3 protein-coding genes are annotated in these 2926 nt (G+C 74.8%); 2 read left to right on the forward strand and 1 reads right to left on the reverse strand.

Annotated elements, in window-relative coordinates; translation table 11 throughout:
- Positions 1–496: 496 nt before the first annotated feature.
- Complete coding sequence (locus LCE31_RS35725; protein WP_225022004.1) at positions 497–1057, reverse strand: beta-class carbonic anhydrase; 561 nt, start codon at positions 1055–1057, stop codon at positions 497–499.
- 391 nt (positions 1058–1448) lie between these two features.
- Between LCE31_RS35725 and rsmH the strand changes: the two genes are divergently transcribed.
- Complete coding sequence (gene rsmH / locus LCE31_RS35730) at positions 1449–2411, forward strand: 16S rRNA (cytosine(1402)-N(4))-methyltransferase RsmH (RefSeq protein ID WP_225022006.1); 963 nt, start codon at positions 1449–1451, stop codon at positions 2409–2411.
- On the forward strand, positions 2408–2926 hold a 519-nt coding region (locus tag LCE31_RS35735; protein WP_225022008.1), incomplete at its 3' end, for a septum formation initiator family protein. The genes rsmH and LCE31_RS35735, both read left to right, overlap by 4 nt.

Genomic DNA, 2926 nt, shown 5'->3' on the forward strand with positions numbered 1-2926 from the left:
CCGGCCCCCCCCGCCCCCCCCGCGCCCCCGCCCGGGCGCCCGGGGGGGGGGGGGGCCCCCCCCCCCCCCGGGGCCGGGGGGGCCCCCCCCCCCCCCCCCCCCCCCCCCCACACCCCGAACTACGGACACCGCCTCCGGAAGGTTCCGGGCCGCTGCCTCCCACGCATTCTTGTTGCCGTTACCGCTTCGTGTCACTTGTCCAACGACAAGCGTGACCTCCGGAGCCCGGAATGAGAGACATGCCGGAAACGGCGCCGCGTGTCGGGCGGGAGGAGTGAGGGAACACGCGCCGCCTCCGCCCTTCCCGGAACTTGCGCGTGCCCGCCGCTGCCGGACCGCGCGCCGCCTCCGCCCTTCCCGGACCGCTCTTCCCGGAACGCGCGCGTGCCCGCCGCTGCCGGACCGCGCGCCGCCTCCGCCCTTCCCGGACCGCGCGCGTCCCCCGTCGTTCCCGGAACACGCGCCGCCTCCGCCCTTCCCGGACCGCGCGCGTCGCTCAGTCCGCCGTGACCTCGGTCAGGTGCCCGGTCCTCACGTCGAAGACGAAGCCGCGCACGTCGTTCACGTGCGGCAGGAACGGCGAGGTCCGCACCCGCCTGATCGACTGGCGCACGTCCTGCTCGGCGTCCTGGAAGGCCTCCACTGCCCACGGGGGGCGCTGGCCGACCTCCAGCTCCAGCTCGTGCCGGAAGTCCTCGGTGATGGTCTGCATGCCGCAGCCGGTGTGGTGGATCAGCACCACGCTCCTCGTGCCGAGGGCGCGCTGGCTGATGGTGAGGGAGCGGATCACGTCGTCGGTGACGACGCCGCCCGCGTTGCGGATGGTGTGGCAGTCACCCAGCTGGAGGCCGAGCGCCCTGTGCAGGTCGAGGCGGGCGTCCATGCAGGCCACGACCGCCACCCGCAGCACCGGCCTGGCGTCCATCCCGGGGTCCTGGAAGCTGTCGGCGTACCGGTCGTTGGCGTCTATGAGCCGGTCCGTGACGGTCCCGCCGGCGCGTGCGGCGTCGCCCGGCGCCACCGGGGGCTCCTCCGTCGAATGAGTCGAGGTCGTCATACCCATGACGTTACGGGCAGACGGGGTGCTGAGCCCGATGTGGGGTCATGACAAACAAAGGACGCCGCCGTTGTGGCGGGAGTCCGCCGCTCGCGCGAAACGGGGCCGGGGACGGCCCGCGCGGCCCGTCAGGGGAGCCCGGGCGACGCGCTGGGCGGTTGATTGACCGCAACGGACTGTGGACTAAAGTGACGCGAAGTTCGCGGTTTCCCACCGCACACTTCCCGAAACTCCCCCGCGTGCGCGGCGGACGTGCGGCTCGGCCTCCTCCCGCTCGACGGTCCGGACGACGCCCTTCCGGCGCCCCGGCGGACCACTTCCCCTTCCGAGCGGGCGGGGACCCGGCCGTTGCGCGGCCGCCGTACGGCGCGCGCCGGACCAGAGAGGGCGCATGAGCGAGCGCAGTGAGCGACACGTACCCGTGATGCTCCAGAGGTGCCTTGACCTGCTGGCCCCCGCACTCGCCGACCCGGGGGCCGTCGTCGTGGACTGCACGCTCGGCCTCGGCGGGCACAGCGAGGCGCTGCTCGCCACCTTTCCCGCCGCGCGCCTGATCGCGCTCGACCGGGACAAGGAGGCGCTGCGGCTGTCCGCGGAGCGGCTCGCGCCGTACGGCGACCGGGCCACGCTCGTGCACGCCGTCTACGACGAGCTTCCCGAGGTCCTCGACCGGCTGTCCGTACCGCGCGTCCAGGGCGTCCTGTTCGACCTCGGTGTCTCCTCCATGCAGCTGGACGAGGCCGGCCGCGGCTTCGCGTACGCGCAGGACGCGCCCCTCGACATGCGGATGGACCAGACGACGGGCGCGAGCGCGGCCGAGGTCCTCAACACCTACCCGCCCGGCGAACTGGTGCGCATCCTGCGCACGTACGGCGAGGAGAAGCAGGCCAAGCGGATCGTCGAGGCCGTCGTGCGGGAGCGCGCGAAGGAGCCCTTCGACCGCAGCGGCCGGCTCGTCGAGCTGATCAGGGACGCGCTGCCGCAGGCCGCCAAGCGCACCGGGGGCAACCCCGCCAAGCGGACCTTCCAGGCCCTGCGGATCGAGGTCAACGGCGAACTCGCCGTCCTGGAGCGGTCGGTCCCCGCCGCCGTGCGGGCGCTGACCGTGGGCGGCCGGATCGCCGTCCTCTCCTACCACTCGCTGGAGGATCGCATCGTCAAGCAGGTGCTGACGGCGGGAGCCACCAGCACCGCCCCGCGCGGCCTGCCGATCGTGCCCGAGCAGTACCAGCCCCGGCTGAAGCTCCTGACCCGCGGGGCCGAAGCGCCCGCGGACGACGAGGTCGAGGGCAACAGCAGGGCAGCGTCCGCCCGGCTGCGCGGCGCCCAGCGCATCCGCGAGGACGCGCTGTGACCCCCCCCGCCCCCGGCCAGGGCAAGGAGCTGCGGGGGCGCGCGGCACGGCTCGCCGGGCTGCTGCCGTCCGGGTCGGGCCCGGCCGCCCGCACCCCCTTCGTGCTGCTGGTGGTGCTGCTCCTCGCGGGCGGCCTGATCACACTCCTCATGCTGAACTCCTCCCTCAACGAAGGATCGTTCAAGCTGAGCAGGCTGAAGAAGCAGACCCAGGACCTGACGGACGAGCAGCAGGCCCTCCAGCGCGACGTCGACGACCGCTCCGCGCCCGGAGCGCTCGCCCAGCGCGCCCGCACCCTGGGCATGGTGCCCGGGGGCAACCCGGCCTTCCTCCGGCCGGACGGGACCGTGCTCGGGCTGCCCACCCGCGCCCACGCGCTGCCACCGCCCGCCCCGGCGCCGTCGCGGCCCGCCCCGGCCGCGACACGCGGACCGCTCGCGGGCGCCTCGCCGTCGAGCGGGGTCACGGCGTCGGCCCGCCACGCCTCGGGCAGTGCGATGCCCATCGCGCGCAGG

The sequence above is a fragment of the Streptomyces sp. 8L genome (genome assembly GCF_020176795.1).
Lineage (GTDB): Bacteria > Actinomycetota > Actinomycetes > Streptomycetales > Streptomycetaceae > Streptomyces.